Source organism: Bacillus sp. NTK034, from assembly GCF_017303275.1.
Taxonomy (GTDB): Bacteria; Bacillota; Bacilli; order Bacillales; family Cytobacillaceae; genus Cytobacillus.
In genome coordinates this window covers 45218-70652 of record NZ_JAFKOJ010000010.1, presented here as the reverse complement: position 1 = coordinate 70652, position 25435 = coordinate 45218, and the positions used below count along the sequence as shown (strand labels likewise).

The 25435-nt window shown below is 41.6% G+C and carries 23 protein-coding genes and 1 pseudogene; 2 read left to right on the top strand and 22 right to left on the bottom strand.

Features of this window, described 5'->3' with window-relative positions; all coding sequences use genetic code 11:
* Nucleotides 1-22: 22 nt before the first annotated feature.
* Nucleotides 23-1375, bottom strand: a complete 1353-nt coding sequence (locus JI665_RS23255; protein ID WP_244671299.1) for a helix-turn-helix domain-containing protein — start codon at nt 1373-1375, stop codon at nt 23-25.
* Between the two features lie 505 nt (nt 1376-1880).
* Here JI665_RS23255 and JI665_RS23250 point away from each other — a divergent pair.
* Nucleotides 1881-3310, top strand: a pseudogene (locus tag JI665_RS23250) (flavin monoamine oxidase family protein).
* A 376-nt stretch (nt 3311-3686) separates the two neighbouring features.
* Here the strand turns inward: JI665_RS23250 and JI665_RS23245 are convergent.
* From JI665_RS23245 to JI665_RS23225, 5 genes are all read right to left on the bottom strand, one after another.
* Nucleotides 3687-5591 carry an endonuclease MutS2 gene (locus JI665_RS23245; RefSeq protein WP_206844732.1) on the bottom strand — a complete coding sequence of 635 codons (1905 nt, stop codon included), beginning with the start codon at nt 5589-5591 and terminating at the stop codon, nt 3687-3689.
* Between the two features lie 436 nt (nt 5592-6027).
* Nucleotides 6028-6189 (bottom strand): hypothetical protein, encoded by a 162-nt coding sequence (locus JI665_RS28735; protein ID WP_244671298.1) that lies wholly within the window; start codon nt 6187-6189, stop codon nt 6028-6030.
* A gap of 223 nt (nt 6190-6412) precedes the next feature.
* Nucleotides 6413-6679, bottom strand: coding sequence for a hypothetical protein (locus tag JI665_RS23235; RefSeq protein ID WP_206844724.1), 267 nt, complete (start codon nt 6677-6679; stop codon nt 6413-6415).
* Between the two features lie 50 nt (nt 6680-6729).
* Complete coding sequence (locus JI665_RS23230; protein ID WP_206844910.1) at nt 6730-7029, bottom strand: hypothetical protein; 300 nt, start codon at nt 7027-7029, stop codon at nt 6730-6732.
* A gap of 148 nt (nt 7030-7177) precedes the next feature.
* Entirely contained in the window at nt 7178-7786 is a 609-nt protein-coding gene (locus JI665_RS23225; RefSeq protein WP_206844721.1) for a GNAT family N-acetyltransferase, read from the bottom strand.
* Nucleotides 7787-7918: 132 nt separating this feature from the next.
* On the opposite strand from JI665_RS23225, the gene JI665_RS23220 reads away from it, so the two are divergent.
* Nucleotides 7919-8707 carry an HAD family hydrolase gene (locus JI665_RS23220; RefSeq protein ID WP_197204514.1) on the top strand — a complete coding sequence of 263 codons (789 nt, stop codon included), beginning with the start codon at nt 7919-7921 and terminating at the stop codon, nt 8705-8707.
* A 165-nt stretch (nt 8708-8872) separates the two neighbouring features.
* Here JI665_RS23220 and JI665_RS23215 read toward each other — a convergent pair whose 3' ends face one another.
* From JI665_RS23215 to JI665_RS23140, 16 genes are all read right to left on the bottom strand, one after another.
* Nucleotides 8873-9559, bottom strand: a complete 687-nt coding sequence (locus tag JI665_RS23215) for a copper homeostasis protein CutC (protein WP_206844716.1) — start codon at nt 9557-9559, stop codon at nt 8873-8875.
* Nucleotides 9560-9592: 33 nt separating this feature from the next.
* Nucleotides 9593-10609 (bottom strand): asparaginase, encoded by a 1017-nt coding sequence (locus JI665_RS23210; protein WP_206844713.1) that lies wholly within the window; start codon nt 10607-10609, stop codon nt 9593-9595.
* Between the two features lie 28 nt (nt 10610-10637).
* Entirely contained in the window at nt 10638-11792 is a 1155-nt protein-coding gene (locus JI665_RS23205; RefSeq protein ID WP_206844709.1) for an ROK family transcriptional regulator, read from the bottom strand.
* Between the two features lie 224 nt (nt 11793-12016).
* The gene (locus JI665_RS23200) at nt 12017-12904 is read right to left on the bottom strand and encodes a sugar phosphate isomerase/epimerase family protein (protein ID WP_206844706.1); all 888 of its coding nucleotides are present in this window, start codon (nt 12902-12904) and stop codon (nt 12017-12019) included.
* Between the two features lies 1 nt (nt 12905).
* Complete coding sequence (locus tag JI665_RS23195; protein WP_206844704.1) at nt 12906-13967, bottom strand: Gfo/Idh/MocA family protein; 1062 nt, start codon at nt 13965-13967, stop codon at nt 12906-12908.
* A gap of 5 nt (nt 13968-13972) precedes the next feature.
* A complete protein-coding gene (locus JI665_RS23190) occupies nt 13973-14881 on the bottom strand; it encodes a sugar phosphate isomerase/epimerase family protein (protein ID WP_206844701.1) in 909 nt (302 codons plus the stop codon).
* A 252-nt stretch (nt 14882-15133) separates the two neighbouring features.
* Nucleotides 15134-16102 (bottom strand): ABC transporter ATP-binding protein, encoded by a 969-nt coding sequence (locus JI665_RS23185; RefSeq protein ID WP_206844890.1) that lies wholly within the window; start codon nt 16100-16102, stop codon nt 15134-15136.
* On the bottom strand, nt 16095-17084 hold the full coding sequence (locus JI665_RS23180) for an ABC transporter ATP-binding protein (RefSeq protein WP_206844699.1): 990 nt from the start codon (nt 17082-17084) through the stop codon (nt 16095-16097). Before JI665_RS23180 ends, JI665_RS23185 begins: the two co-directional genes overlap by 8 nt.
* Before the next feature lie 15 nt (nt 17085-17099).
* Complete coding sequence (locus JI665_RS23175) at nt 17100-17996, bottom strand: ABC transporter permease (RefSeq protein ID WP_048007855.1); 897 nt, start codon at nt 17994-17996, stop codon at nt 17100-17102.
* 12 nt (nt 17997-18008) lie between these two features.
* Nucleotides 18009-18932, bottom strand: coding sequence for a glutathione ABC transporter permease GsiC (gene gsiC, locus JI665_RS23170; RefSeq protein ID WP_048007856.1), 924 nt, complete (start codon nt 18930-18932; stop codon nt 18009-18011).
* Between the two features lie 76 nt (nt 18933-19008).
* The gene (locus JI665_RS23165; RefSeq protein WP_206844698.1) at nt 19009-20592 is read right to left on the bottom strand and encodes a glutathione ABC transporter substrate-binding protein; all 1584 of its coding nucleotides are present in this window, start codon (nt 20590-20592) and stop codon (nt 19009-19011) included.
* Nucleotides 20593-20964: 372 nt separating this feature from the next.
* Nucleotides 20965-21822, bottom strand: coding sequence for a PhnE/PtxC family ABC transporter permease (locus JI665_RS23160; protein WP_206844697.1), 858 nt, complete (start codon nt 21820-21822; stop codon nt 20965-20967).
* Nucleotides 21822-22607, bottom strand: coding sequence for a PhnE/PtxC family ABC transporter permease (locus JI665_RS23155; RefSeq protein WP_113881563.1), 786 nt, complete (start codon nt 22605-22607; stop codon nt 21822-21824). Before JI665_RS23155 ends, JI665_RS23160 begins: the two co-directional genes overlap by 1 nt.
* Complete coding sequence (phnC, locus tag JI665_RS23150; RefSeq protein WP_206844695.1) at nt 22597-23385, bottom strand: phosphonate ABC transporter ATP-binding protein; 789 nt, start codon at nt 23383-23385, stop codon at nt 22597-22599. Before phnC ends, JI665_RS23155 begins: the two co-directional genes overlap by 11 nt.
* A gap of 162 nt (nt 23386-23547) precedes the next feature.
* Nucleotides 23548-24582, bottom strand: a complete 1035-nt coding sequence (phnD, locus tag JI665_RS23145) for a phosphate/phosphite/phosphonate ABC transporter substrate-binding protein (RefSeq protein ID WP_206844693.1) — start codon at nt 24580-24582, stop codon at nt 23548-23550.
* 117 nt (nt 24583-24699) lie between these two features.
* On the bottom strand, nt 24700-25404 hold the full coding sequence (locus tag JI665_RS23140) for a phosphonate C-P lyase system protein PhnL (protein WP_206844690.1): 705 nt from the start codon (nt 25402-25404) through the stop codon (nt 24700-24702).
* Nucleotides 25405-25435: the final 31 nt, after the last annotated feature.

Sequence of the window (25435 nt, the reverse complement as noted above, 5' to 3'; positions counted from 1 at the left end):
TGAACCAGAGAAATTATATGTACTATTTAATTAATCGATATTCTCTTGGTGTAAAGTAAGTAGTTTCTTTAAACAGGCGTGCAAAATAATTGGGGTTATGGAAACCAACTTTATACGATATTTCTTTAATTGAAAATTCCGTAGAAGTTAAAAGTCGTTTTGCCTCTTGAATTCTTACATTAGTTAAGATCTGCCGGAAAGGCGTGCCGTGCTTTTTCATTAATAAGTGGCTATAATATGAAGGGTTCCTGCCGACTTCTTCAGCAACTATCTCCAATGATAAATCTGGGTTACTATAATTTAATTCAATAAACCTGATTCCTTTTTCTATTACATCATTTTTAGAAACTGCTTCTGCCTGAAGAGCACAATCAATTATTTGATAGATAAATAAAAGCATTTCCTGTACGATTCGAAATAAAACGCTATTGTTTAATATTTCAGAGTATATTTTCATATAATCACTTTCCAATTGTTGTTTGTCGAGCTTATAGGTCTTCATAAAACGCCTAATCTGGGCTAAAATACTAGTCAATCTTGTACGAAGGTTTTCTGGATTTGGAAAAGGTGTATGAATATGTGAAAATTCATCATGCATCCATTCTTTTATTTTTGGCTTATCAAAACTGTTCATCATATTTATCCACTCACGTTGTTCATTTGGAGTCAAAAAGGGATCAACTTCACACCAGGTTTCATATCCATTTTTCGGAAAGATGACCTGTCTATAACCAATAAAAAAAGTCACTTTCAACAAGCTTCTTGCCCTTAAATATTTTTCATGAACGGAACCGCTTTCAATTCCTCCAGGGATGATGACTGCTGCTAACGGCTCAAAATTCAACTCTTCCCAATCTCTTAAAATTTTCCAAGCCTCTTCTTTCAGTCCCCCGTTAGTGCCTCTGAAAACACAGACAACAGCGTCCATTAAAGGCATAATCACCGGGGGCTCCATAAATGAGTAAAAGCTTATGAATGCATTTAATTCTAATACACCTTGATTCTCTGTTTGCAGAAGCATAAGGGATGCATCAGATTCCGAGAGTTCATCCTGTAAGAATAAAGTACGATAAGAATACTGATTATTTTTTAAGACTGATGATGCAATATCGGCTGGCTCACGATGTACATCGTGAGAAATGGCCATTTGAAGGCAGCGTTTAATTTTAATCGGGTCAAGTGGCTTTACAAGCAGATCAACGCTTTGCCATTCAAGAGCTTGTTTAGCTCTTTCAAAAGTTGCTTCTGCCGAAACTGAAATCACCTTATTGCAGAATCTTTTGACAATTCTTGTCATAGAGGCCCAATTTTCATTCGGAATCATATCAATCTCAATATATAAAATATCAGGCGCTTCTTTTTCTAACAATGTCATCGTTTCCTTCATCGTGCTAGCTGTAACTACTTGATGTATTGGGAGTGAGTATGCTGAAATAAGCCATTCAATTGCTATTCTTTCATGCTGGTCCCTTTCAGAAATTAATAACTTCATAATCGCTGCACCTGCCAATCCTAATTTGAAAAATGTTAAACTACTAAGTTGTAAAACTTTTTTATTTAGTATAAAGGAAATTTTAATAAATAAACTATTTTTCGATAATTACAACCAAACAAATCCTATGACAATATTTCTTACTATAATTCTCTTATTGACTTGGCAATATATGATCTAATGGTTTTGGTTAGGCTAACTAGCTGCAGGATTTAATTTTTTCAGCTTGTACGCCACATAAGGAGTATTAAGACAAGATTCTAATTTTAGCCCTTTTACTAATAATGACACATGGTGATTCCTTAATCTGAATATACTGCAATGAATCCTATTGCAAAGGGGCGGAGAGATGACTTGGAAGAAAAAGCCGGAATTAACGAATGATCAAATGCTGAATGTGGTTCATCACGGCCTACAAAAGACACGGTCGCCAAAGCATATCGTCATAGTTGGTTCAGGTATGGCTGGTCTGGTGGCAGGTTCTTTATTAAAGGAATCCGGGCATAAGATTACCATTCTGGAAGCAAATGACAGAATTGGCGGACGTGTTTATACCATGCGCTCCCCTTTCAGCAAAGGATTATACTTTAACGCAGGCCCAATGAGGATACCTCATATCCATTCTCTGACCTTATCCTATATAGAAAAATTCAAACTCCCTATAAATGTTTTTATTAACCGCACTCCTATGGATATACTATACGCAAATGGCATCAAAACTCGGCTTGAGGTGTATGAGCGCTATCCAGGCATATTAAATTTCCCCATTCATCCTAATGAGAGAGGAAAATCGGCTGAGGAAAATCGGCTGAGGAACTTCTGCTGACAGCGTTACAGCCTTTTATTGACTTTATCAGCAAAGACCCTGCAAGAAATTGGGCCATTTTGGAAAGCCAATATAAGAAATACTCTTTTGGCTATATATTAAACCTTTATTTTTCCGCTGGCGCGATTGATATGATCGGTGTGCTGCTGGATTTGGAAGCCTTTATGGGAATGTCTTTCACTGAAGTTTTACGTGAGCTGGTCATTTTCACTGCTCCAGGAACTTACTATGAAATAACAGGCGGAATGGACAGATTGCCAAAGGCTTTCCTCCCTCAATTGAAAACTGATATTCATCTCCACCAAAAAATGACGGGAATCATTCAGGGCACAAACAGCGTGGCCATTCAATTATCCCATCAGCAAACCAAAGAGCAATCCACTATAACCGGAGACCTTGCCATTGTCACTATCCCCTTTTCAGCTATGCGGTTTGTAAATTTAGAACCCTTTCATTCATTTTCCTATTTCAAGCGGAGAGCTATCCGCGAACTTAATTATATGGCAGCAACTAAAATTGCCATTGAGTTTAAGTCCCGGTTTTGGGAAATAGCAGGCCAGCTTGGCGGCAAAACAATTACAGACCAGCCGATTCGATTTACCTATCTGCCAAGTCCTGGGATTGGCACAAGCGGCCCTGCCATCCTTATTGCCAGCTATACCTGGGCGGATGAGGCTCATACATGGGATAGTCAGCCGGAGGAAAAGCGTATTCAATATGCACTCAAAAACCTGGCGGAAATTTACGGTAATATCGTTTATAGCCAATTTGTTAGAGGAGCTTCATACAGCTGGGCACTGAATCCATATGCCTCTGGCGGATTTTCATTCTTTGAACCCGGACAGGAAACCGAATTGTTTCCCGGTATTGTTTCACCGGAGGGGCGTGTCCATTTTGCCGGAGAGCATACATCCAAAACCAGGACATGGATTCAAGGGGCAATCGAATCCGGAATACGAGCTGCCTATGAGGTGAATGATTTGCCTAAGTAAGGAATGTTCAATTACATGGTGTAATGGCGAGAGATCGCAGTTTTATCGGCGAAATTATAAAGTTTTGAGCGAATCGGCAGTTTTTACGGCGAATTTCCAAATTTATGAGCGAAATCGGCAGTTTTATCGGCGAAATTCCAAAGTTATGAGCGAAATCGGCAGTTTTATCGGTGAAATTCCAAAGTTATGAGCGAAATCGCAGTTTTATCTGCGTATTTCCAAAGTTATGAGCGAAATCGCAATTTTATCGGCGAACTTCCAAAGTTATGAGCGGAACCTCGGCATTTTAGGCGACAGATTGCCAAATTATTCTTGTCTGATAATTAGCCGGAAGAAAAGGCGATCTCTCCAAAATTGGAAGATCGCCTTCATAAAACTATTCTTGCTTTCTATTTCTAATCTCCTTCTGGACCTTTCGCAGCGCCTTTTTCGAACCTCTCTCCAAATCATGCTGCCGCTTCCGTTCATGGTAACTGGTAAATAAGGTATTCATATCATACCCTTCTGGATATAGCTCGCTTGCTTTAATGTCCAATTCAATCCGTTTACTGTTCACTTCCACTATTTCATCTTTATAGAACAGCTTGATGTTATTGAATTTATCTATTGGCTCATACACAATGGCGTAATCATCCTGGCTGATCATTTTCACACGGTCACCGATGTCATATTGATATACTTCTGCAGTCTGATTTACTTCTATCACTGGTTTCTTTACTTTGTTCTCTTTTACTGCTTCCAGATTATAATCCTTGTTTTCAATATACATTTGCGCTCGCTTCAGGACATGTTCGCGGATATTCATCTTTCTGGAAATCCAAAGCGCATTGCTCTCTCCTGATTCGCCTATTAAGAGCTTATACATCGGCTTCAATTCGGCACTGTCGAATAACATCGCAGCATTCATAAAATCATCATGCATTTCAGAATAACGTTTAATCTCACCGTAGTGAGTAGTGGCAATCGTAATGCATCCCATATGATAAAACTCTTCCAGAATGGCAATGGCTAAAGCAGCACCTTCATTCGGCTCTGTTCCGCTTCCAATCTCATCGAATAAAAGCAGCGTATTATTCGAGGAAGCACTCATGATCTCTGAAATGTTCTTCATATGGGAAGAAAACGTGCTAAGGGCATTCTCTATGCTTTGATTATCTCCAATATCAACAAACACATTGTCAAAGATGGCGATTTCACTTCCCGGTTTCGCCATAATATGAAACCCGGACATGACAGCAAGAGTGAGGATTCCGATTGTCTTTAATACGACGGTTTTCCCGCCTGCATTAGGACCTGTTATGATTAAACTTCTATAATTTTTCCCGATTTCAAAATCCAGCGGGACAATGTTTCCTTCTAATAAAGGGTGCTTGCTGCTTACTAATTTGATATACCCATGATTATTAATCTCCGGTTCAATCGCGTCCGTACTTTTGCTGTACTTCGCTTTGGCAAAAATCATGTCGTACTGGCTGATGCATTCAATATTGATGCGGATCTCATGAATGGATTCTAGAATCGCTCCGGAAAGCGTGGCTAATATTTGATATTCCTCTACCGACTCCTCCGATTTTAGCATCGCCAATTCAACATTAAGCTTTGAAACTGCATCAGGCTCAATGAAAACAGTCGAGCCTTTTGAAGATGTTTCGATAACGGTTCCGGCTACCTGATTTTTAAAGGAAGCTTTAATCGGAATCGTAAAACGGTCATCCTTTTTGCTGATATATGATTCTTGAATGTATTCTTTATTTGCTCCGCTGCGCAAAAACTTGTTCAATCGTTCTTCGATTTTCCCTTCTGTTTTCGCTATGTGATTTCTGATTCGTTTCAGCTCTTTGCTGGCACCGGAATCAACCATGTTTCCTTTAATCGCATATAAGATCTCTTCTTCAATATGTCTAAATTCAGTCATAGATAGCGCATACGTGTACAGGACTGGAGCAAAAAATTCTTTATCAGCCATAAACTTTTTGATTTTCCGGCAGCCTCTTAAAAAATCGGATACCGCATTTAACTCGGAGGGAGTTAATATGATGCCTTTTTCCAATTTTTCAATATGGCTTGTGATATTGGAAATGCCTGTTAATGGCAAATGCTTTTCGGCGTCCAGCAGCCTTCGGGCCTCGCTTGTTTCATTTAAGCGATTGCGGACGGCTTTCACATTTGGACTCGGCTGCAGCCGGTCGATTAACTCTTTCCCTAAACTGCTGACGCAATGCTGTTTCACTTTATTCTTCAATTCGTGGTATTGTAATTTTTCAAAAGTCATATTATTCATTTTCTCTGCCTCATTCCAAATAAAATAGCCCGCAAAAGCCTTCCCCACCGCCAATATTAATTGGGCAGAAAGCTTCCGCGGGCGTACTATTTCGAACAGGCATAAACAAACTAAACCCTGAAGCAGGCTTAGTGTCTTAAGCTAGACGAATATTTAGAAATGGAAGCAGTCTTATAGTAGGTATTCAAACAATTTATGTTTGAAAAAAAGGCATTCTTAATAAACTGGCTAAAACCAGAAAATAAACACCTTATTCAACTAATAACAATTAGTTGACACCTACTACCGACATACTTCACCACACCTTTTTGTATTATGAAATTAATGTAGCACGGAACTGCCAGTCTCGTCAAACTGCATATGGAAATATTTATGCAATCATTCAAAAAGAAAGTGCACCTTCCCCAAAAGGCGCACTTTCTTTGAATTTAATTCTTTACTCTGTTTCTTCTTCAGTTCCTTCTTCAGTGCCTTCTTCAGTTCCCGTATCTTCAGTTTCTTCTGTGTTAGTCTCTTCAGGATCCTCTTCATTGTTGCAGCCTGTAGCCACACCTGTAATCATTAAAACTGCCATCATAGCTAATAACCATTTTTTCATTTCAAATTCCTCCTTGGCTGCTATATTTGTTACAGTAGTAATCATAGAAGAATCCAAACGGAAATAGAAGGTCGTAATCCATTTTTTTACATACATTAACCTTCTTTTAAGAAAGTTAATGAAAATAAAACATAGGTTTTTCAAATAGCGGGACTAAAAGCCCTTCACAAATGGGTACCTTGAAACTCATGGTCTAAGTTATTTTCGGGTAAACTGCTGGCACTCATTCTCCCCCATCGTCGCCTCCATCATCGATGTCTCCTGTATTACTTTCATCGCCGTTCCCAGCATGATCGGCTTCATCAAAAAATCCTTTAATAGAATCCAATTTACTTTTATTTGTATCCGCACTTCCATTCGAGTGATGTGCATTTAAAAAACTCTCTAAAGTAAATACCTGAACCGCTAGTTTTTTATGTCTGGTAATAAAGTAAAGACAAGGGATTATAATCAGCAAGATAGTAAGTGTAAGAATCCAGCCATTAATCACTGCAGCAGCCTCTCCTTTTTTTCTATGACCCTATTAATTTTCAACTCCCACTAGCTCATTTTTTTGTAAGAGTCTTTTATTTTATGAAATGGAATTAACACAAATGGCTGATTTGTATGTGTGAATTGCTGGATTCCATTCTGGTTTTCATCAGGCAAAAAGTATGTTCGTCCCCATTTTTTGATTAACCACCCTTCACAGCCTGCCGGGATCATTCCCCAGTTTTCTTCTTTAATATCGTCTAAAAAAGGATAAAACCCGCCAAATAAATTGTCGAGTATACCTATTACCCGGCATGGTTTACTTACCTGGATCCGATAAAGTTTCTCTTCTTTGAATACAGATGCCATTATAAATAATCTCCTTCTTAGATATATTTTGATATCTTTACTTCTATTAAGCCTCTTTTTCGCGGAAAATTACTCTAACCGTATTCTTTTTCTATTTTTATAAATGGTTTCCAATCGAATATACAGCATCGGTTTCACAGCTCGTCCCTTAGCCCTGGGATTCAGCTTCTTTCTCCTTCACATGCTTCATATAGACAAGATTATTGACACCACTTTTTTCACTATGCTTTTGAGGTATACGCATAAACTCTGCAAATCCCAGTTTTTCATAAAGCTTGATGGCATTTGTATTGGTATCTGCTACCTCTAGTACATATTCGCAGTATGAAGTTGAATCCATTATCGTCTTTAGCAGTTCTGCCGCCATACCCTGTCCTCTATAATTAACCGACGTTGCCACAAATTCGATAGCACCCATATTTTCAGAAATTTGAAAGGGATATTGTTTTTTCTCAAATTCTTTTCTGAGAATGATATAAGCAATACTTCCCATGATTAAACCAAGATGCTTTCTAAATTCACTATATTTCAATTTCACTGAAGGTGTATTGTTTGTACAGGCGGCTATAGCCGAAATATGATTGTCAACTGCAGTTGTATAGAAGACCTCTGTATTAAACATATGGGCAAATGTCCTGTAAAGTTTAGCTTTATCCTTTGAAAAATAATTCAGCCATTGATAAAAGCCGTCTACAAAAATGACACTCATCTCATTTCTTATATTTCCTTTTGCTTCACAAGCACGAATAATATTCATAGTCGATCCCTCTATTCTTTGTGGATGTTTAAGCTTGATAAATAAAAAACACGTAATCTATACACTGAGTTTACCTGGATTTAATATTCAGAGGATATGATTGGTTTAACAACGAATGAGGAGGCAGTATAAATGAATATGCGTGCAGTATTTATTGATATGGATGGTACACTCCTGAAAGCCTCAAACTGCATTTCCCGCCGAAATATGGAAGCCATTTATCGGCTCATAGATCAGGGAGTCATGGTGTTTCTGGCCACTGGCCGTCACTATGAGGTAACTGCTCCCTACCATAAAGAAATTGGGTTACAAACTCCGATGATCTGTTTGAATGGTGCCGCTATTCACGATGCAGAGACAGGAAGAGCAACGCAAATAAAAACCGTAAGATTGAATGAAGAACGCTTTCACCATCTGACCGCAGAAAGTCCATGTAATGTTATGATCCACACAGCAGCTGGGCTATATTGTAAGGAAACAAATGAAGAAATCGATTATTGGACTCAAATTGGGCAAATTCCGCCGCAGTATATAGGAGATTTAAGACAGGCAACTTATCAGGATGTTCTTAAATATAGTGTTCGAACAGGTTCACCAAGTCCTGAAATATCCGCTTTGTTTAAAACGGAAGCAGGAGTCATCGAATGGAATGACGGGTTTGAGCTGGTTGCTCCTGATGTTTCCAAATGGGCTGCTATCAAAAGCTTACTTAACGAACTTGGGATCAGCCCAAATGAGGTCGCAGCCATTGGAGACGGACCCAATGATATAGAGATGCTTCGTAACGCCGGTACTGGTGTGGCAATGGGGAACGCTGGCGACAAGGTTAAAGCCGCAGCTGATTTTGTTACGGGACACCACGAAAATGATGGATTAGCTGAGTTTATAGAACGTTATCTTCTTAAATCTTATGCGATTTAAGGTAATTTAATAGTGACTTTTCGTAATAAAAAAAGACAGGTGTAATTAGTACCTGTCATTTTTTTAATGTAATATTTTTATTTTAGTAAGGGTTACAAATACTAACCCATCACACGTAATACCACATTACTCAGCAGGCTGCATTCCGCTAAAGCCCTTTCCCCATTATGCACCGATAATTTTCTTTACCTTCAGCACCCTCTCAGGATCAATTGCATGCTCATAGCTGGATTTCACACGGACTCCTGTACCGAAATGAACTTCAGATACAGGCACCTCATCCAAAAATGCACGGATATTTTCAATTGAAAGCCCCGCGCCCGCCATGATCTTTAAATGACTATTTGCTGTAAGCTCATGCAGGCTCTTTAGTCTTTCTGCTGCATCTGCAGCACTTCTCCGGCCTCCGGATGTAAGAATTCTCGAAATTTGCGGATACTGCTTTAGACTTTCCAAAGCTGCAAATTGATCATCAGCCTCATCAAATGCCCTATGGAAAGTTATATCCAACCCACCTGCTGCATCGATTAGCCGCTTTAAATGATCGTTATGTACTTTATGGTCAGGTGTGAGAACGCCCAATACTACACCTGCTGCTCCTGATTTATTGCATATTTTAATATCCTGAATCATAATTTCAATGTCTTCTTCCGAATAGCAAAACCCGCGGCTGTGCGGACGTATCATCACATTCACGGGAATCCTTAATTCCCTGCACACTCTTTCAATGACACCATAGCCTGGTGTCAGCCCCCCCTCTGAGAGACCGGTTACCAGTTCAATTCTGCCTGCGCCGGCTTCCTGGGCAATTAGCGCATCACTTAGGGTATCTGCGATCACTTCTATTAACATGTATGTATCTCCTTTAATAGTGCTGGAATTCACTTAATTTAATGGCAATTTCTCTGACTGGAATATTTCCTTTATAGATCCCACTTCTATTCCAGCATCATTTCGAATAACGGAAGGTCTCAGGCTTCTCAGCTTTTTTATGGTGTCATGATTGCTGTAGTGTATTTGTTCAAGAATAGATGCTACAATGTTTGGCCAGACGTCCTCAGATCCATTTAATACTTTGAGGGCAAATCCAGCCCGTTCTTTTTTTAGTCCGAAGCAATACACACCCTGCGCTCCGCCTTTAGCTACAATATTCTTGTCTTCCAATAAAATCGAACAGATAAAATGCTGTGAGGCAACCATATTAAACTGGTTATTCATAATGCCCGTCATCTTAATAACTGCCTGCTGCAGCCGGGGATCTTGAATCAGATCGGGACAAGCCAGCTTCAGGTATACTTCAGACATCCTATTTAAAGGAATGGCAAAAACGGGCGCCCCGCAGCCATCAATACCAATATGAATAGCAGAGACGGGGATGCCCGATAAATGAGAAAGAATATCCATGATGTGCTTTTGCAAAGGATGGTCTTCTTTCCAGTATCCCTCCACTGGAAATCCCCATTCACGGCATACTGTAATAAATCCCATGTGTTTGCCGGCGCAATTGTGATAAAGCTTCCTTTTCTGTTTCCCTTGTCTGATCATCTCTTCTCTTGGCTGTATATTTAAAGGATAAGATGGAGGGCAATAAAGTTCTTCTTCCTTTACAGGGAGTTTGGTTAACATGGATTCAAGAGCCTCAATATGATAGGGCTCTCCCCGATGGGAGGCTGTAAACAATGCAGCTTCCTGCTCTGTTAATCCGTACTTCTCAATTATATCAGTCAGAAAGACCGGCAGCGCCTGGATTGGCTTAGATGCAGAGCGAAAGTATGTGTAATGCTCTTCATCACCAACCTGATAAAAGGATTCCAATTGATCATCCACACCGCAAATAATCCCGGTATGTATATTCTCAACGATCCCTCCCCTGACTTCCTCTACTAATGCAGTAAATTTCAATTCAGTTCTCTCCTTAAAATTGGCTTTTCTACTCAAGCTCCAGCATAAGATTTTGGGCCTGTATTGCCGAACCTAGCACAACTCCATAATCACTTAATTCTGAATATACAATTCTCACTGTCTGCTTCAACGGCTCCCATATATATAACTCGCATTTTTGCTCAATGGCTTCCTTCATTTCAGGCAGTTTTTCAATCGTATTGCCGCTTAGAATAATGACTTCAGGATTATATAGACAGAGGAGATTGCTGATGGCCAAAGCAATATAAGTAGAGGCTCTATCCATAATATTTAGTGCCCAGGGCTCTCGGTCCCGATAGGATTGGAACACATCTTCTATAGAAGAAATATCCTTCACCTTCCTGCTGTCAGCAAGAATCGCTCCTTCAGAAATATAGGTTGCGAGACAGCCTATTTTGCCGCAATTGCAGACATTGCCTGTAGGGTCAATCACCGTATGCCCGATTTCCCCTGCATTATTGGTTTCCCCTCTGTAAATTTCTCCATTAAGCATGATAGAAGAACCAATTCCGGAACCAATTCCTACTAATATGGAATTCTGCGTATCCTTCGCTTTGCCTGTAAAGCTCTCAGCCACAATCTTCATTTTTAATTCATTATCAACAATGACATTAAAAGAGGTAAGCTTTTGCAGATCTTCAGCCAGGCTTGCATCTTTCCACTTTAACTGATCCGATACCTTCACAATACCGTTTTTATAATCTATATATCCTGGCAAACCGACTGCCAGGCCCATTATTTTAGCAGCAGGAATCTCGTTTTCATCCATGATCTTTCGAATGACCGCATTTATTTTTTGAAGCGTTTCCATATAACTCTCTGATTCATTTCTTTTACTCTTATGTAATGAAACCATTTCTCCAATATAATTGACAATACCAATCTTCAGCAGGGATTTGTCAATTTCAATGCCAACTGTATAAAACACATCTCCGCGAACTTCCAGCAAGGTTGCTTTTCTCCCTACTCCGGATGCAACTGCTTCTGTTTCCCTCAGGTAACCCTGCAGCTGAAGCTCAGTGACAATTCGTGTTATGGAAGTCGGGCTCATCCCCGTCATTTTTGCAATATCAATTCTCGATATAGGAGATTTGGTCTTTAAAATATCCAGAACAAGATTTTTATTTTGTCTTTTCATTAAAAGCTGATCGTGCTTCTCCATTATCCTACCTTCTTTATGCCTGCAGATTTAGACTTCCAACTCTGAAGGTGCATTTAAAGAATCGTGTTGACTCTTGCCTTCATTGGAAAAACCAACATCATCCTTTAAAACTTAATCACTTTTCTGTGCAAGTCCGGTAAAGCTTCCAAAAGAGTAATCCCTTTTGGAAGCTTACATTGGAAATCCCTATCTCATTATACACTTTGTTCAAAGCATGAATCCATTTACCTAAAGCTTTTAATGAATCCTACCGCTTCTGAGATATCACTTATTGGATTTTGATTCACTTCTCTTTCAATCGTCAAGTACCCTTGATAATTAATTTCGTTCAAAGCATTGAAGTAAGCCCCGAAATCAACTTCTCCCTTACCGGGCGGCATCTCCCTAAAATACTCACCTGTGGCAACCATTTCGGCAATTTCCTCATGGTCTGTGCCGCCGCCATATCCAAGGAACCCGTATACATCACGGGGATCAGCAGGCTTAAGCCTCTTTCCATCCTTCACATGTGTGTGGACAATATAATCCTTTAAGAGCCTGACACCATCTGCCGGGTCATCTCCGGTTACCATCACCATATTCGCCGGATCGAAATTAACTGATACCCCATTCGTGCTCAGAGTATCCAAAAAGTTTTTAAGCCTGGCGGATGGTTCAGGACCTGTCTCAATGGCAAAGTAGGCATTCATGCTTTTTGCATAAACAGCCAGTTCTTCACATGCTGTCTGCATGGCTTCATAGATGGGGTTGTCCTGCACTTCAGGAATAATGCCAATATGCGTCGTCACAATATTTGTTCCCAATTCTGCTGCAAGATCCAAAATGCGTTTGGATTTTTCGATCTTCATTGGATTTTGCTCAGCATCCTGAAACCCATGCCCCCCAAGGTCACCGCAAAGGGCAGAAATTTCAAGACCAATGGATTCCAAATAGTTCTTAAGATGTTTCCGGGAGTTCTGATCCATATTTTCAGGAGCCATTTCTCCTTCCACCGCATATATTTGTACACCATCAGCCCCCATATCCCTGCAGACTTTAAGTCCTTCATACAAGGGCATCCGCAGGCTATCCACCATCACACCAATTTTATTTGAGAGTTTTACAGTCTCCATTTTAAGCAAATGTCACCTCGCTTTTCTTATCAGCCGCTTCATAAATGCCAGCGAGGATCTTCATCATTTCCACCCCATCTTCAACGGGCGCCAGTGGATTTGTTCCTGTTATGCAGCTTGAAACAAAGGAATCGATCTGATTCTGGAAGGCATTGGCAAAATCAAAAGTTAAATGATCCATCTGCGGATGAATATTAAGGATTGTGTTATTTTCTTCACTTACAATGGCCAATTCAGGCTCAAGTTCTGCGCCTCCTTTTGTGCCATATAATTTGACTCCAATTTCATCTTGCTTCGCATGAAGTGTATAGGATACATCCACAAATAAAGAGGCTCCGTTCTCAAACGTTATAAGGGCATTTGCTAAATCTTCTACGGTATTACGGTCTTTTTGATAATCTGCCGCTTTATAAAAGCGCAAATTCTCGACATTCCCTCTGTTCCCCAGCTTGCTGTACACATTCCCGGAAATCGACTTCACTTTAGGGCGGCCCATCAGGTACCAGCATACATCGATGACATGGACACCAAGGTCAATTAACGGACCTCCCCCAGACCGATCCTTGTCTGCAAACCAGCCCCCGGGATTTCCGAGACGGCGCAGGCATGATGCTTTTGCATAGTAAATGTCACCTAAAGTTCCGTTGGCAATAAATGATTTTAATACTTTTGTATTTGTAGCAAACCTCCGTACGAAACCTACCTGCAGGGTTTTCCCGCTTTTCCTTACAGCTGCTTCCACTTTTAGCGCTTCTTCCACATTCATGGCCAAAGGCTTTTCTACCAGAACGTGTTTTCCAGCTTTTAGTGCTCCAACAGAAATTTCCGCATGGCTATTATTCCAGGTGCAAATGCTTACTGCATCAACATTCGGGTCATTATACACTTCTCCTATATTCCCATATACACGGCTGATTCCATACTCCAGCGCCTTCGCTTCCGCTCTTTCCGAAGAATAATCAAAGACTCCATGCAGTACAGCATCAGAATTGCCGGCAAAGGACTTGAAGTGCATATCAGATATCGATCCGGCTCCTATAATACAGACTCTTAAAGGCTCCACTTTCTTCACCCTTTCAAAACCGGCTTAGAATCATTCACTGCCTGCACTTCATTCCATAACCTTCTTACGTTATCCATGCCAATTTTGGAACCGGTCCTGCAATCCTCCATGCCTTCAAATTCCACTGTTAGATAACCGTCATAGCCGGATCCTTTTATCAATCTGATAATCTCACGTATATTTAGATCTCCGTGGCCAACGATGGCTCCGCGCAGATAGTTTTCATTTACAGTTCTGAACCAGACTCCATCACCCGGGTTCTCAAAATATGGGCGAATATAGAAATCTTTTAAATGGACCGTTGCTGCGTATTTTAGATTCTTTTTTACCCCAACGAGCGGATCCTCATCAATGCACAGGAAGTTGCCGACATCGAGAGTTGTTTTGAAGTTAGGACGGTTAACCGCATGAATAACACGCTGTACACGGTCGCTCGATTGGACATTGAAACCGTGGTTTTCAATGGTTGTCGTAATGCCGTATTGTGCTGCGTAATCTGCGATTTGACGGCTTCCTTCTACTAACTTATCAAAATGCTCTTCAAAGTAGTGAATCGTCATTTCTTCCGGCTTCAGCTGAAATGCTGTTACATCATGGCGCATAATCTTAATGCCCATGAGATTAACGATATCCACATGTTCCTTCAGCCTCTCCACTTCTTGTTCGAATGCTTCCTGTGTTGGCTGGACAAAATTTGCCGGCAGGGAATAGGCAGAAAGTTCAATCCTGGCTGCTTCTGCTCTCTTCTTAATTTGTTGTGCCAGCTCCGCATTATCTACAACTGAAAAACCATAAGGGACAATTTCCATATGCTCCCCGCCATTTTCGGCAATCCAGTCGATCACATCCAGAACCGTCATATTGCCATCTCTTAATTCTCTTACTAAACTGTACGTGCTAAGTCCAACCTTCATGAAAATCCTCTCCTATTTCTTATATTTTTATAGTGAATTCGCAGGAATGCTGATATACCGCCAAGTGACCGATATATTAAAAATGTGACCGATAAAATATAATTCTGACCGATATCTCCGAAAACTGACCGATATAATTAAAAGTTGACCGATAAACACGGCAAAGTGACCGATAAACACGGCAAAGTGACCGATAAATTCCTGCAGAGCGAAAAATCCTTAAGAAAAACCTCATTGAATCGGCTCGTTTGGCTAATCCATTAAATGACATGCAACAAAATGATCATCAGCCAGCCCTTTTTTCACCTCTGGTTCCACTGTTCTGCAAATATCCATACAGGCAGGACACCTCGTATGAAAGCGGCAGGCGGAAGGCGGGTTAACCGGGCTCGGCAAGTCTCCCTGCAGGACAATCCGCTCCCTTCTCAGCCTCGGATCCGGGACTGGCACAGACGATAACAGTGCTTTTGTATAAGGATGCTGCGGATTTGAGAAGATGACATCCTTTGGCCCTGATTCTACGATGGTGCCAAGATACATGACCCCGATGCTGTCGCTGATGTGTTCGACCACACTTAAATCATGAGAAATAAATAGATACGTAAGATTGAATTCAGTCTGCAAATCCTTTAGTAAGTTCAGGATTTGAGATTGAATGGAAACATCAAGAGCGGATACGGGTTCATCAGCTATTATGAGCTTAGGCTTCATAATCAGCGCCCTGGCTATGCCGATCCGCTGGCGCTGGCCGCCGCTGAATTCATGGGCATACCGGTCGGCATGATGTTCTGTCAGTCCTACGACTTCCAGCATTTCGCTGACTAATCTATGCCGTTCGGCTTTTGATAGTTTCGTATGGATCACAAGAGGTTCGGCAATAATCTCTCTTACTTTCATTCTTGGATTAAGAGATGCATAGGGGTCCTGAAAGATCATCTGCACCTTTTTTCGTACCAATTTCAGCTGTGATTCTTTCTTTTGTGAAATTTCTTCGCCATCAATCCAGATTTCACCGTGGCTGGGAGTCAGCAGCCTTGAGATCAGCCGTCCTGTTGTAGACTTGCCGCACCCGCTTTCTCCAACGAGACTGTATGTCGTTCCCTGCTCGATGCCGAACGACACATCATGAACTGCCTTTAATGTTCTCTTTTTGGCAAACATGCCGCCCGGAAGCGTGAATGACTTTTTCAGCCCGTTTATTTTCAGCAGTGTCTCAGGCATATACATTCTTCCTCCCTTCTTCAATCATCCAGCAGCTGCACATTCTCCCATTCCCCAAATCAGTGGCACTCGGCTCTTCCTCCAAACAAATAGCCATGGCCTCATTGCATCTTGGCGCAAATTTGCAGCCCTTGGGCATATTGCCGGGATCGGGCACATTTCCTTTAATGGATGTCAGTTTATCCTTTCTCTGTCCGATTTTTGGAACAGATCCAATCAGTCCTTTCGTATAAGGATGCTTAGGGCTTTCAAATAAATCGAAAACATTCGCTTCCTCTACTACCCGGCCTGCATACATGACTGCTACCCGGTCACACATTTCCGCCACTACACCCAGATCATGGGTAATTAATAGAACGGACATGCCTTCCTCACGCTGCAGCTGTTTCATCAATTCCAGTATCTGCGCCTGAATCGTTACATCCAGTGCAGTCGTCGGTTCATCTGCTATTAGAAGCTGAGGATTGCAGGACATGGCCATGGCAATCATAATCCTTTGCCGCATTCCTCCAGAAAGCTGATGGGGAAATTCATAAACGATTTCTTCCGCCCGGGGAATCCCCACTTTCTTTAAAATAAAAATCACATGCTCCTTCGCCTGTTTTTCGTTTAAATCAAGATGCAGCCGGATGGGCTCCAGCAGCTGTTCGCCTATTTTCATGACGGGATTTAAGGAAGTCATCGGCTCCTGAAAAATCATGGCCATTTGTTTTCCCCGGATTTTTCTCATTTCCCTCTCTGATTTATGAGTAAGATCCTCGCCTTTGAAGGAAATGTTTCCGCCCGATATTTCTCCGCTTGTGCCTTTAAATAATTTCATGATCGAAAGGGAGGTTAAGCTTTTGCCGCAGCCGGATTCCCCAACGAGCCCAAGTACCTCTCCTTTATTGATATGAAAACTGACACCCCGCAAAATTTTCAGCTTTTGCTTATCCTTTTTAAATTGCGTCTCCAGCTCGCTTATCTGCAATAGCTTCTCCATTTTCTTCAATCTCCCTTACTCATTCTTCGTTTTAGGGTCCAGGACATCCCGGAGCCCATCTCCGACAAGATTGAAAGCAAGCACGGTCAAAAAGATCGCTAATCCCGGCATCATGACAACATGGGAAGCTGTTCCTAAATAATCACGTCCAAGGCTGAGCATAGCACCCCAATCCGGTGTTTCAGGACTGGCACCGAGACCCAGAAAACTCAGGCTGGAGGCCGCTAAGATTGCCGTTCCTATTCTCATCGTAATAAACACAATTAAGCTTCCAAGTGTTTCAGGGAAAATGTGCTTGAACATAATCCTCCGGTGCGAGGCTCCCATTGATTTCGCCGCTTCGACAAAGACGGTCTCTTTCCCCTCTAATGTCGAACCCCTCACCAGTCTTGCAAAAGATGGGATGCTGAAAATGGACACGGCAATTACCACATTTGTTAATCCAGGTCCTAAAATGGCCACAATGGCGATTGCCAGCAGCAGATCCGGAAACGCAAACATGACATCACTGCCGCGCATAATAAGACGATCCAGCCAGCCGCCAAAATAACCGCTCATTAGTCCAAGAATGATTCCTCCAGCCGCTCCCAAAAAAACAGCCAGAAAACTCACACCAAGTGAAATTCTCGCACCGACGAGCAAGCGGCTGAAAATATCTCGTCCGTATTCATCTGTGCCTGCCCAATGTTCATTGCTCGGACCCTGCAGCGTCGTATTATAATCGGGCTCATATGGATCATAGGGTGCAATATAGGGCCCAATAATGGCGATGATGATTAGCAGCAGGATAAAAATGCTTGCCCCAAATGCCATTTTTTGCTTTTTCCAATTCTTAAAGAATTCTTTAACAGGTGAGTATTTTTTCTTTGGAATCACTGGGGTATAGGCATTAACTTCTTTTATGATTTCCATGATTCCCCTCCTCTAGGAAACGTAGCGTATCTTCGGATTCAGCATACTGTACATGATATCTACTATTAAATTAACGAGAATAAATTCAATGGAAAAAAGCAATAGTTCGGCCTGGATGACTGGATAGTCCCTGAAGGCAATAGAATCAATCAGCAATCGTCCCATCCCCGGAAAACTAAAAACAGTCTCCACAACAACCGATCCGCCCAGCAGAAAGCCAAACTGCAGTCCGGCAATGGTTACGACGGGAATTAAAGAGTTTCTCAATGCATGCTTTGGAATGACTACAGATTCCTTAAGACCTTTCGCTCTGCCCGTCCGGATAAAATCTGCCCTTAACGTTTCAAGCAATGATGACCGGGTAAACCTGGCAAGCATGGACATGATGCCTGCCCCTAAAGTGATAGAAGGCAATATATAGCTCTTCCAGCTCTCAGCCCCCCCTGTTGGAAACCACCCAAGCTGGACAGAAAAAATCTGAATAAGAATCAATCCAAGCCAGAATCCCGGCATGGAAATTCCCGAAACGGCTGTGACCATCCCAAGATAATCCGGCCATTTATTTTTGAATACCGCTGACAGTGTGCCTATTAACAAACCCAGCACCAATGCCCAGCCCATACTCATGAATGTTAAATAGATGGAGGGCATAAAGCGGTCTGCAAACATCTCTGATACCGGAAGGCCTGTTTTTAAGGACGTCCCCAAATCTCCTTGAAACAAATTGCTCATGTATGTAATGTATTGATCCCAAATCGGTTTATCCAGCCCCAGTTCCGCCCTGATGATATTGACCTCATCAAGAGTTGCATCCTTTCCGGCAACTAATCTGGCAGGATCTCCAGGAATTAAATGTGTGAAGAAAAAGATTAATATGGAAACAATAAATAGGATTGGGATCATTTCCAGGATTCTCTTCAAGATATATTGAAGCAAAATGAAAACCCCTTTCTTAAAAAGGAAGAGGCATCGGGTATAATAAGCCTTTGCCTCTTCTTTTCTTGCCTTGCTTTTACTTAAGGTTCGCGTCAGTCACATTAATTCCGCCTGTTGGAGAAATAAAGACGCCCTCGACATTGGACCTTGAACCAGCCAGGATCTCATCTACCCCCAGGAAGATCCAAGGTGCATCTTTGTAGATCGTTGATTGAATATTGCTGTAGATTTCTGCCTGCCTGTCAGGATCTGCAGTTTGATTTACCTCTGTAATCCACTTATCTACATCATCATTTTTGTAGTATGCAGTATTCGCTCCATCCGGAGGGAATGAGCTGCTGCTGAACAATGGCTTCGTAGCATTAGTGGTGTCGGAAGGATACGCAGACCAGCTGACATACCACATTTGCACCTTTGCATCTTCCGGTGTCTGAGCTCCATAAATTTCATCAGACAGCGTGCCTTCTTCCATTGACTTAATCTCAACGGTAATTCCAATTTCTTTTAATTGCTGCTGGATAAACTGCATTCCCTTCAATGTGTCGGAATTGGTGTTCCCCCAAATTTCAGCATTGAAGCCATCTTCAAATCCAGCCTCTTTCATTAATTCTTTGGCTTTCTCAATGTTGTGATCATAGGTTTCCTGTTTGGAGTAAAACTGGGTTTTGCTAGGAATAATCGAGTCCAGCGGCAAGCCGTAGCCGGAATTGACAACACTTATAAATGCCTCTTTATTCACAGCATAGTTAATGGCCTGGCGAATACGGACATCATCATACGGTTCTTTCATCGTATTGATGGATACATATCGGGCAATCGTGGAAGGAATTTTATGAATTTCAACGTCTGAATTGCTCTCCAATTCCTTTAGGTTTTGTACTGGCGCTGGATAGATCACATGTGCTTCGCCTGTTTTCAGCATAGCTACACGAGAGCCATTTTCCGGAACAGGCTTGTACGTAATCTTTTTCACACGATCAGCCTTATTCCAATAATCATCAAATCTTTCAACTGTTAAATGGTCCCCCTGAACCCATTCCACAAACTTGAATGGACCGGTGCCAACCGGTGTTTTGCCGATATCGCTGGAAGAGTCATTGATCAGCTTCGGGCTTAGGATTTTAGCGGAAACAAATCTTGTCAGCATACCTGCATATGGTTCTTTTAAAGTGACTTTAATCTGATACTCATCAATTACATCAATGCTGGTAATAAGATTAAATCCGCGGCTGTTTAAACGAAGGCTTTCATCCTTCATAATCCTTTCAAAGCTGGTTTTAACCGCCTCTGCATTAAACGGCTCCCCATCATGGAAGGTAACACCCTGACGAAGCTTGAAAGTATATTCCAGTGCATCATCACTGACACTGTATTCCTCAGCCAGCTGCGGAATGATTTGTCCCTCTTCATCCGATCCCAGTAATCCCTCCAGCATGGCAGTCTGGACTGAATTTGAATTCGTATCGCCCGTATTATGCGGGTCCATTGAAATGAAGTTTTCATTAACAGCAATGACTAACTCCTGATCCTTGCCGCTTGCTGATTTCCCTGAATTCTCCTTTTCAGAAGTTCCACCGCTTTCTTCGCTGGAACAGCCAGCCAGTAAAATCGCAGATACAAAAGCAACAAACAGCATTTTCCACACGTTTACCCTTCTCAAATTGCTTTCCCCCTCGAACAATTTTGTCTTTTTTGCTTTTCTCAGATGTTTAATCTAAAAGAGCTTAAAATCGACAATTATTTTCACCATGTTAGCAAATATGTAAAATTATCTATGTATTTTCGCTATTTAAAGGTTATTTACATATTATTTTCTCCACTGATGAAAATAATTAAATTCATTATAGATTGATAATCTCGTAATTTCAATAGTGAATTCAGAAAATTTTATATTTTTAATTTTTAGACAGGATTTCATCTATACTTTTCAAAGATTCACAGAACATCAAATTTGTGAACAGTGAGAGTCGTCATATACAGCAAAATATAAAGACCAGGCTCATCAGAGCCTGGTCAAATAATGGCTTATTCACTATGCTGTTTTAAGCTTTCTCTTAATCTTAGCGGCAAAGATTTCAAGGATTACTGCAACGGCCAAAATAAAATAAGTAATAGCCCCGATTTCCCTCATATCCAGGTAAAAGCTGCTTGCCATGAACATGTCAAATCCAATTCCGCCGGCTCCTGCTGCTGCTCCCATGGCAACGGCTACTGCAAAGTTAATCTCAAAGCGGAGAAATGTCCAGGAGATCATATAAGTGATGGAAGATGGGATAACCGCTTGAAAGACAATTTGCCACCAATTGGCTCCGCTCGCCTGCAGCGCTTCTATCACTCCCCTATCCAATTCTTCAAAGGACTCTGAATAGGCTTTGATTAAATAGCCGATCGAGTGAAAGGTCATTCCAATAACTGCAGCTGTACTTCCAAGGCCGGCTGCAACCGCAAAGATCAGGACCCACAGGACGGTCGGCACGGCTCTTATAAATGCGACCATGCTTTTAATGAATATTGAAACCCTTTTCGAAGACAGATTCTCAGCCGCCAGCAATCCAAATAGGACTGCTATGATAGCGCCAAACAAGGTAGTCAGAAAGGCGAGGCCAAGTGTAACCATAACTTGATATAGGGCATGTCCAAAGGAGAAATGCTTCAAGTGCGGTTCAAGGAATATGGTTTTTAAATTGGCGAATGTGCCGAGAAGCGCATCCATAAAGTTCAGTTCCTTATAATCAAAGCTGTAAAATGCATAGACTGTTACAGCAGCGAGAATAAAGAGAGTTAATCTCGTCACAATAGCCGGTTTATTCAAAGGTTTAGCCGGCATTCTTTGACCAAGCAGATGGTCAGCTGATGCTGAGACATTACTGAGCTGTTCCTTCACCTCCATTACAAAATCACCTTCCTTACATAATTGGATGCATATTCGATCAAAAGGATAGCAGCTATGATGACAACAACGACCAAACTTGCTGTGTCATAAGCCAAACTTTTATAGTATAAGTTGAATGTAAAACCGATTCCAGATCCTGTCAGCAGTCCAATCAGTGTGGCACTGCGGATATTTGTTTCAATCATGAACAAAATCCAGCTGATTAATTGCGGAATGCTTGATGGAATGACCGATTGAAAGATGATGGAAAAGTAGCCTGCGCCTGTCGCTTTTAACGCCTCCACAGAACCCCCGCTTACTTCATCAATTGTTTCGGTAAAAGCTCTGGTTAAGAATCCAAATGACCCAAAGAACAAAGCAAAATAGCCAGTTAACGCGCTTTGTCCAAATGAAAACAGCAAAATCAGTGCCCAGGCGGCAACATCAATGTTACGAAAGACAGTGGCAATTCCTCTTGTAATCGCTCCAAAAAAGGCATTTACCCTTGTAGTATTTGAACCGAAAATGGAAAATAACAGGGCGAATACAGCTGCTGCTGTCGTGGCCGCAATCGAAACCAGGAGTGTTTCCTGCAGCTTTTCAAGAATAACTGGCAGCTTTTCTAAGGATTCTGCGGTTGGATAAAAGTTTGCCATTCCCCATTGGATGGCTTTCGGGATTGAAGCAAAACCCTTTAAAGCATTGTATTCTGTAATGATCATGGCAAGGATTGTCACGGCTCCAAGAAGTAAAAGGAAGGCAAGTGTGTTTCGTTTTTTCTTAGCAAAGATATCAGCCTGCATGGATGCCTCCTATGTCAAAGATTAAATCATCCGCTTCTGATCCATATATCCGCTGAATGTCTTCAGAAGTCATTCCTTTAGCTGTACCGTTATATACTGCCTGCCCCTTGTTAATGCCGATAATTCGATCAGAATATTTGATGGCCACATCAACCTGATGAAGATTTACAACCACTGTAATGCCCATAGTTGTTGAAACCTTCTTCAAATGATCCATAATTACTTTCGCCGAATTAGGATCCAGGGATGCAATGGGTTCGTCGCACAAGAGCATCCGCGGATTTTGGATAAGCGCGCGCGCTATTCCTACCCTCTGTTTTTGCCCGCCGCTTAATTGGTCTGCACGCTTATAAATCATTTCGTTCAGGCCAAGCACTTTCAAAATCTGGATTGCCTGCTGCTTTTCCTCTTTGCTGTAAAGTCCCAAAACGCCAGCCAATGTTGATTTGGTCCCCAATTTTCCGTGCAAAGTGTTCTCGATTACCGACAATCGATTGACTAAATTATAGTGCTGAAAGATCATGCCAATTTTGGTGCGGACCTGTTTTAATTCTTTTTTCTTCAGGTCCATTACATGGAGACCCTGGAAGCGGATGTCTCCGCCTGTAGCATCAATCATGCGGTTGATGCAGCGGAGGAGAGTTGATTTCCCTGCTCCTGATGGGCCGATAATGGAAACGAATTCCCCCTCCTGGACTGAGAAGCTCACATCATTTAATGCTTTCGAATCTTTGCCAAATTGCTTTGTAAGGTGATTAACTTCCAATAATGCTGACATGAGTTAACCCCTCCTATCCAATTGTTTTATCCCGCATTAACGGGCAGTCCAGACTACTTAAAGGACAATATAGTAAATAAATATTTCAACTGCCGATAAAATTCGATTGTTCAACCGGCCATCAGCGGGGAATAAAGCCCTCCCCGCCGATAGAACTTCGATTTATTTTGCAAGCTCACGGATAGGGTTGAACCATTCATCTTCAACTTCCACCAAACGCTCACTACCGGACTTTCTGCTGAATAACCCTGAAAATTCGGAGTCCTCCGGAACGAAGATTTTTTCGTTATTTGCCACTTCGTCTGAAGTCATAATTTCAAGCAGCTGTTTGTGATCTTCTTCGCTCAATGTGCCGGAATTGATTACAAATGGTGCATTCAATACAGGAGTTACTGAGATTAAGCTGAATTCCTTTCCGGCAACCGTGTTCAATGGCTCAGCAGCATCATCTTTCACTTTGTAAACAGCACCCTGTTTGTTGGCTTCACCCTCTGCAAGCTCCACATAATTGTTCACACATGTATCACAGAATGCCGCCACGTCCGCTTTGCCGGTTAATAGATTGACAGCAGAACCCTGGTGAGAGCCGCCAAATAATACTTCATTGAAGAACTTGTCCTCTCCGCCCTCAAGTAAATCCTCAGCTGTCAAACTCTTAAACTCTTCTTTTTCACTGAAATAATCAGTAATGCCTGTAGATGGAACCTTGAATCCTGAAGTTGAACTGTTCGAAACAAAAGAGAATTTCTTTCCTTGAATATTGTCTATGGCAAATTCCCCGCCGTTTTTGTATTCATCTGCATTTTCCTTCTGAACTGCCAGCCAGCTGTAATACACAGCGTCCTCCAGAGTGCCGGACTCACCGCTTGGAACAACCAGCGGAAGAACCTTTTCATTCTTGTTATGTGCTTCTATGTATCCTTGTGCACCAAGGAACGCCATATCTGCGTTGCCGTTCGCAATCGCTTCAATTGCCACAATATAATCAGTCGTTGTTTGATGCTCTACTTTCTTGCCTGTTTTTTCTTCTATCAGTTTCCCAATTTCGTCACGTGCTTCTCCTAAATCAGCGCCTGATTCGTTCGGAAGCCAGGCAATCGTCAGCGTATCGTCCTTCTCTGAGTTCGCTGTAAACGAACAGCCTGCAAATACAGCGGTCATCACAATTGAAAGCAAAAATAACGCCATTTTCTTCATGATTTTTCCCCTCTCTTATTTAGAAAAGTTTTTATAATACCATCGACCTAACTATAGCGAAAGAATATTAATCTACTGATAAGGCATTATGAGAAATCGTTAAGCACTGGTAAAGAATTAATGAGACAATGTAAATACACCATTCTGCATGTTGTATTCCTGATCACATAAGTTGTTCATAAATTCAAGATCATGGAAGATTCCAAGCATTGTCGTGCCTTCATTCATTAATTGCTCTATTAAGATTTTCACCTTCATTTTAGATTCATAGTCCAGGCTTGCGGTCGGTTCATCCAAAAGAAGCAGTCTTGGCTTCTTGACCATAGCCCGGGCAATGTTCAGCCTGAGTTTTTCCCCGCCAGAAAAGGTGGCAGGATAGCTGTCCCACAGCTCTTGATCCAGCTCGAAATGCGATAGGATCCGCTCTGTCTCTTTCTCAGCACGAACCTGGTCCCTTCCCATTTCAACAATAGCCTGCTCTACAAGCTGCCTGGCAGTCGTTCTTGGCATAACATTCAGAAATTGAGACACATAGCCAATTTCTTGCTTGCGCAAATAAATCATCTGTCTATTTGTTGCCTCAGCCAAATTGATAGGCCCGAACTTTTTGGAATTGTACCAAATGCTCCCTTCCTGAAGGCTGTAAGTTCCAAAAATGCATTTCAATATCGTCGATTTTCCGCTCCCGCTTTTTCCTGTAATCCCGATGAATTCCCCTTCTCTTAAGCTGATATCAATGCCGCTAACTGCATGAATATTTTTCCCGAGGTTATGAAGGGTAAATGATTTGGACAGATCTTTGATTTCCAATAGATTTTCCACCGACCCACCTGCTTTCTCTTTGTAGTATTAC

Excerpts from the sequence above, each read along its gene's own strand:
- JI665_RS28735 (WP_244671298.1), bottom strand. The coding sequence starts at position 6,189 with ATGAAAAAATGGTTATTAGCTATGATGGCAGTTTTAATGATTACAGGT.
- JI665_RS23225 (WP_206844721.1), bottom strand. The coding sequence starts at position 7,786 with ATGAATATTATTCGTGCTTGTGAAGCAAAAGGAAATATAAGAAATGAG.
- JI665_RS23230 (WP_206844910.1), bottom strand. The coding sequence starts at position 7,029 with ATGGCATCTGTATTCAAAGAAGAGAAACTTTATCGGATCCAGGTAAGT.
- JI665_RS23180 (WP_206844699.1), bottom strand. The coding sequence starts at position 17,084 with ATGGAGAAGCTATTGCAGATAAGCGAGCTGGAGACGCAATTTAAAAAG.
- JI665_RS23255 (WP_244671299.1), bottom strand. The coding sequence starts at position 1,375 with ATGACATTGTTAGAAAAAGAAGCGCCTGATATTTTATATATTGAGATT.
- JI665_RS23160 (WP_206844697.1), bottom strand. The coding sequence starts at position 21,822 with ATGGAGGTGAAGGAACAGCTCAGTAATGTCTCAGCATCAGCTGACCAT.
- JI665_RS23215 (WP_206844716.1), bottom strand. The coding sequence starts at position 9,559 with ATGTTAATAGAAGTGATCGCAGATACCCTAAGTGATGCGCTAATTGCC.
- JI665_RS23245 (WP_206844732.1), bottom strand. The coding sequence starts at position 5,591 with ATGAATAATATGACTTTTGAAAAATTACAATACCACGAATTGAAGAAT.
- JI665_RS23190 (WP_206844701.1), bottom strand. The coding sequence starts at position 14,881 with ATGAAGGTTGGACTTAGCACGTACAGTTTAGTAAGAGAATTAAGAGAT.
- phnD (WP_206844693.1), bottom strand. The coding sequence starts at position 24,582 with ATGAAGAAAATGGCGTTATTTTTGCTTTCAATTGTGATGACCGCTGTA.
- phnC (WP_206844695.1), bottom strand. The coding sequence starts at position 23,385 with ATGTCAGCATTATTGGAAGTTAATCACCTTACAAAGCAATTTGGCAAA.
- JI665_RS23200 (WP_206844706.1), bottom strand. The coding sequence starts at position 12,904 with ATGGAGACTGTAAAACTCTCAAATAAAATTGGTGTGATGGTGGATAGC.
- JI665_RS23205 (WP_206844709.1), bottom strand. The coding sequence starts at position 11,792 with ATGGAGAAGCACGATCAGCTTTTAATGAAAAGACAAAATAAAAATCTT.
- JI665_RS23175 (WP_048007855.1), bottom strand. The coding sequence starts at position 17,996 with ATGGAAATCATAAAAGAAGTTAATGCCTATACCCCAGTGATTCCAAAG.
- JI665_RS23155 (WP_113881563.1), bottom strand. The coding sequence starts at position 22,607 with ATGCAGGCTGATATCTTTGCTAAGAAAAAACGAAACACACTTGCCTTC.
- JI665_RS23185 (WP_206844890.1), bottom strand. The coding sequence starts at position 16,102 with ATGCCTGAGACACTGCTGAAAATAAACGGGCTGAAAAAGTCATTCACG.
- JI665_RS23220 (WP_197204514.1), top strand. The coding sequence starts at position 7,919 with ATGAATATGCGTGCAGTATTTATTGATATGGATGGTACACTCCTGAAA.